This window comes from Nocardioides sp. (genome assembly GCF_036274455.1).
In the GTDB taxonomy this organism is placed as follows: Bacteria; Actinomycetota; Actinomycetes; order Propionibacteriales; family Nocardioidaceae; genus Nocardioides.
Genome location: NZ_DASUFR010000192.1, coordinates 1 through 4554 on the forward strand (window position 1 = coordinate 1; position 4554 = coordinate 4554).

Annotated in this window: 6 protein-coding genes; 1 reads left to right on the forward strand and 5 read right to left on the reverse strand. The window is 70.8% G+C overall.

Translation table 11 applies throughout. The annotated features are described in order from the left end of the window. The coding region (locus tag VFV89_RS19150) for a DUF222 domain-containing protein (protein WP_329707567.1) at nt 1-632 on the reverse strand (632 nt) is incomplete at its 3' end. A gap of 165 nt (nt 633-797) precedes the next feature. After that, nucleotides 798-1280, reverse strand: a complete 483-nt coding sequence (locus tag VFV89_RS19155) for a pyridoxamine 5'-phosphate oxidase family protein (protein WP_329707568.1) — start codon at nt 1278-1280, stop codon at nt 798-800. A gap of 140 nt (nt 1281-1420) precedes the next feature. Here VFV89_RS19155 and VFV89_RS19160 point away from each other — a divergent pair, with 140 nt between their 5' ends. Next, entirely contained in the window at nt 1421-2053 is a 633-nt protein-coding gene (locus VFV89_RS19160; RefSeq protein ID WP_329707569.1) for a hypothetical protein, read from the forward strand. A 169-nt stretch (nt 2054-2222) separates the two neighbouring features. Here VFV89_RS19160 and VFV89_RS19165 read toward each other — a convergent pair whose 3' ends face one another. From VFV89_RS19165 to VFV89_RS19175, 3 genes are all read right to left on the reverse strand, one after another. Continuing rightward, nucleotides 2223-3209 (reverse strand): zinc-dependent alcohol dehydrogenase, encoded by a 987-nt coding sequence (locus tag VFV89_RS19165; protein WP_329707570.1) that lies wholly within the window; start codon nt 3207-3209, stop codon nt 2223-2225. A gap of 86 nt (nt 3210-3295) precedes the next feature. Then, on the reverse strand, nt 3296-3766 hold the full coding sequence (locus VFV89_RS19170; RefSeq protein WP_329707571.1) for a nuclear transport factor 2 family protein: 471 nt from the start codon (nt 3764-3766) through the stop codon (nt 3296-3298). A gap of 28 nt (nt 3767-3794) precedes the next feature. Then, nucleotides 3795-4554: VWA domain-containing protein (locus tag VFV89_RS19175; RefSeq protein ID WP_329707572.1), on the reverse strand; the 760-nt coding region annotated here is incomplete at its 5' end.

Here is a 4554-nt window from a genome sequence, read left to right on the forward strand (position 1 = left end):
AGGGAGACGTGGCGGTCGGCCTCGGCGCGGCGGCGCCGCTTGCCCACGGCGGCGGGGTCGAGCGGGGCTGCCGCCCGCTGGAGCCGGCCGACCAGCCGGCGCGGGCAGAGCCGCTCGACCACCGTGGGGTGGGCGCGGAGCTGCTCGTCGACCCGGGCCCGGTCCACGGCGGTCAGGCAGCCGGTCTCGCGGGCGATCAGGGTGGCCTTGTACCCGTCGAGGTGGCCGGTCCGGAACGCCGCGCGGGTCTGGGGCAGCTCGGTGCGCAGGGTCATCGCCAACCCGACCTGCTGCTGGCCGCGGGTCGGGGACTGCCGCATCGCCAGCGCCACCTGGCTGGCCACCCCCCGGTCCCGCCGCGCGGCGGGCACCCCACGTCCGGCGGCGGCGCGGCGTTGGGAGATCACGAAGTCGGCCACGGTCTCGCACTGCGCGGCCTCGGTGGCACACCGCAGGGTCTCCAACGCCGCGAGCCGGTCGATCATCTCGGCGTCGTCCAGCCCGACCGGGTCAGCGGCGAGCCGACGGGTGAAGGCCTCGATCTCCTCCACCGACGGCGCAGCCGCCGGCGGGGCGGCGGCGCCGGCCGTCGCGGCCGTGCCAGCCGCGGCGTCACTCCCGAGATCCCGCACGCCCAGCGCCTCCGAACAGTATGTCCTCTGTTGGTGAACAGTCTAGGACAAGCCACCGACAGCCCGCTCGGACCATCCACAGGGGATCCAACGAGAACTCGTCGGCGAAGGCGTGCAGGTCCTCGATGAGGTCAGCCATGTCCGAACGACGCTCCGCCGGCCGCCTCAGTCAGGCGACACCCGGAGCGCGACCGGTACGCGCTGATCCGATCCGGAACCGTCACCGAAGTCGCGCCCTCGGACGTGGATCTCCGCTGCCGTGACCCGCGCCCGGTAGAGCACAAAGGGTTCGTTCTGCGGTGTCTCTGGCGTGAATGTGAGCTCGTCCTCGACACCCTCGAATGCTTCGGCGCAGGCATCGCCGAGCTCGCCCTCCGGTACACGCGCGGCGATCGCCTCAAGGTAGACGGCCTGTCCGGTGTGAGGGTCGGCCGTCGAGTCGAAGACCACGACGCTCACCTCGGGTCGTTCGGCAATGTTTCGCGAGTGGTGAGCCTCGGGCGACGACAACCAGTAGAGGTCGTGGTGGTCCACCAGCGAGAACCACACCGGAGAGACCCGCGGCCGACCGGAGGAATCGACGGTCCCGAGCACCATGAATCTGTTGCTGGCCAGCGTGCGACGCGCCAGCTCCGCGAGATCGGCCATGGCACCAGTCTGGAGGACGGCTGAGGGAGGCGCATGCGCGGCTGATCCAGGGCGCAGCCAAGCAGAGCTGCAGCGCCTCGTCAGCCAGCCGTCCGACCGCCCCGACGAACGGGCGACCCGCACAGACGTAGCCTTCCCGCGTGACCTGGCTCAGCGAGCATTGGCTCGACCTGTTCGGCTGGATCGGGAGCGCGCTGCTGATCGTCTCGCTGCTGCAGACCCGGGTGCTGCGGTTCCGACTCCTCAACCTTGCCGCGTCGGTCATCCTGATCGTCTTCAACGCACTCCTGGCCGTGTGGCCGATGGTCGGGATGAACCTGGCGACGAGCGCGATCAACATCTTCTTCATCACCAGGATGCTCCGCGACCGGCACTCGGAGACGGCGTACCACGTGCTCGAGGTCGGCCCCGGCGACGCCTATCTGCGCCACTTCCTCGGGGTGCACGAGGCCGACATCGAGCGTCACCAGCCGGGGTTCTCAGCCGGCCGGCTGGGTGAGGATGATCTCGCGTTCCAGGTGCAGAGCGGCGATGAGACGGTAGGCGTGGTGCTGATCCGGGGCGAGGGTGACGTGGCCCAGGTGCTGCTGGACTACGTGACCCCGCGCTACCGGGACTTCTCCCCGGGCGAGTTCGTCTGGCGGCAGGCGACCCGGCTCCGGAACAGAGGCTTCCGGAAGGTGGTGACGCCGCCGGCGATGCTGGCGCCGTACTACGACCGCCTGCCTCAGGACTGGCGCCCGGTGGGGCGGGCCTACGAGCTGGGGCTCTGAGTCAGTGCACCCGGCCCGACCCTGCACGTGTTTCTCAGGAGGCGGCGTCGACCTGACGAACAGCCTCGGCGACCGCGGCAGTGAGTGCGAAGAAGGCCGAGCGCAGCCACCGGTTCCAGTACCGGGGCCACGAACGCGCCCACCTTCGCTGAGCGGGCGAAGAGCTTGCTCAGGACCGTGACACGACGATGACCGTCTTGTCGCCGGTGCGGCCGACGGCGTGCTCGAACGCCTCGGCCGACCGCTCGAGCGGGAAGTGGTCGCTCACCAGGGCGTCGAGGTCGATGCCGGTATTCGCCAGCTCGACTGCCTGCGCGTAGGTGTCGTGCATCCGCCTGACCATCGCGAAGGTGAGCCCCTTGCGGCGGGCCGCGGCGGCCGGGAAGGAGGACTGCGGGCCGGACGGGATGCCCCCGAGCGCCACTCGGGCACCGGGACGTGTGCACGTCACAGCGGTGGCGATCGCGTCATCGGTGCCTGCCATCTCGACGACGACGTCCACGCCGCGACCCGCGGTCACCTTCATGAGCTCGTCCTCGACCGCTTCCGGTGTCCAGGCCGCGTCCGCACCGAAGGCCAGGGCGGTCGAGCGACGATGCTCCAGGGGCTCCGAGACGAAGACCCGCGTGGCGCCCGCGCGACGCGCTACCGCGCACGCGAGCACGCCGATGGGGCCGGCCCCGACCACGAGCACGTCGTGCCCTGGACGGACGTGCGCGTGCTTGACGGCGTGGATCGCCACGCCCAGCGGCTCCAGCAGCGCGCCGGCATCGTCGCTGAGGTTCTCCGGCAGGGGAACGAGAAGATGGTCAGGCCAGAGCAGGCGCTCCTGAAGACCACCGTCGTGGGTCTGGTGGCCGGCGAACCGCACGTCCGGGCAGAGATTGGCGTGCCCCGCGCCGCACGACTCGCACCGCCCACACGGGATCGCCGGGTCGACCGCCACCCGCTGGCCGGCGTGCGGCCCGTCCAGCGCCACACCGGCGAACTCATGCCCCGGCACCACCGGCGAGTCGATGGAGACCTCGCCGGTGCCACCGTCGGCGTACCAGTGGAGATCCGAGCCACACAGCCCGACCGACGTGACCGCGACGGTGGACCACCCCGCAGGTGGTGCGGGCGGGCCGGCCGACTCCTCCACACGGAGATCGCCCACGGCGTGGAGCCTCGCGACACGGTGCATGGTCCCCATCATCACCGGCGTCGCGTCGAGGAGGCGACATGACGCGGTGCTGCAAGCGCTCAGAGACCGAGCTCGGTCAGGCCCGGGTGGTCGGGTGGCCGAGGACCTGGCCGGTCCCAGTGGAAGAGTCGCTCGGACTCGTCGATGGCGATGTCGTTGATGCTCGCGTGCCGTTGGCGCATGAGGCCGTGTTCGTCGAACTCCCAGTTTTCGTTGCCGTGCGAGCGGAACCACTGGCCCTGCGCGTCGTGTGACTCGTAGACGAACCGGACGGCGATCCGGTTGTCGCCGTGCGTCCAGACCTCCTTGATCAACCGGTACTCCAGCTCACGTGCCCATTTCTGAGTCAAGAACGCCACGATGTCGTCGCGGCCGTCCACGAACCTGTCCCTGTTCCGCCAGTGGCTGTCGACGGTGTACGCGAGCGAGACGCGCGCGGGATCGCAGGAGTTCCAGGCATCCTCCGCCGCGCGGGCCTTCTGCGCAGCGGTCTCGATGGTGAACGGCGGAAGCGGCGGTCGGTTGTCCATGCCGCCACGCTACGGCGCCGGGATGCCGTCAGTCGCCGACCCAGAAGCCCCGGCCGCCGAACCAGTCGCCGTAGCCACCCCGGTACGGCATCGAGACGCCCGGCGCGCCGCGCGAACCGAGGTAGGAGCCGACCACGGCGGCGCCGAGGTCGTCGAGCTCGGGGGCGACGACACGGCCCTCGACGCGGGCGGCCATCGAGTCGACGAAGCGGGCGAGCCCCGGGTCCTCCCCCAGCCGGAAGAACGTCGTCTGGGCGCCGAGGCGGGCGGCGTTGTCGAGCTCGCGGACGGCGTACGCGACGGTCAGCGGGTGCGGCGGGTAGCTGAAGTAGACCTCGCCGTCGGGCTCGAGGTGAGAGGTCGGCTCGCCGTCGGTGACCACCAGGAGCACCGGCTGCGCGGTGGGGTGCTTGCGGAAGTGTCGGTTGGCGAGCAGCAGCGCGTGATGGAGGTTGGTGCCCTTGTCCCAGCGCGCGTCCAGCGCGGTGAGCTGCTCGATCTCCATCACCTGCGCGGCACGGCCGAAGGCGATCAGCTGCAGCGCGTCGCCCCGGAACCGGCTCCGGATCAGCGTGTGCAGTGCCAACGCGGTCCGCTTCATCGGCACCCACCGGCCGTCCATCGCCATGGAGAACGACGTGTCCACGAGGAGTGCCACGGCAGCCTGGGTGCGCGTCTCGGTCTCCTGGACCTCGACGTCCTCGATCGCGAGTCTCGACACGCTCGCTGCGCTCGCTGTGGTTCCTGAGGAGCGAACGGAGTGAGCGTCTCGAAGGGCTCGACCACCG

What these genes read in the sequence shown, in the direction of transcription:
- VFV89_RS19155 (WP_329707568.1), bottom strand. Translation starts at nt 1,280, where the DNA reads ATGGCCGATCTCGCGGAGCTGGCGCGTCGCACGCTGGCCAGCAACAGA.
- VFV89_RS19170 (WP_329707571.1), bottom strand. Translation starts at nt 3,766, where the DNA reads ATGGACAACCGACCGCCGCTTCCGCCGTTCACCATCGAGACCGCTGCG.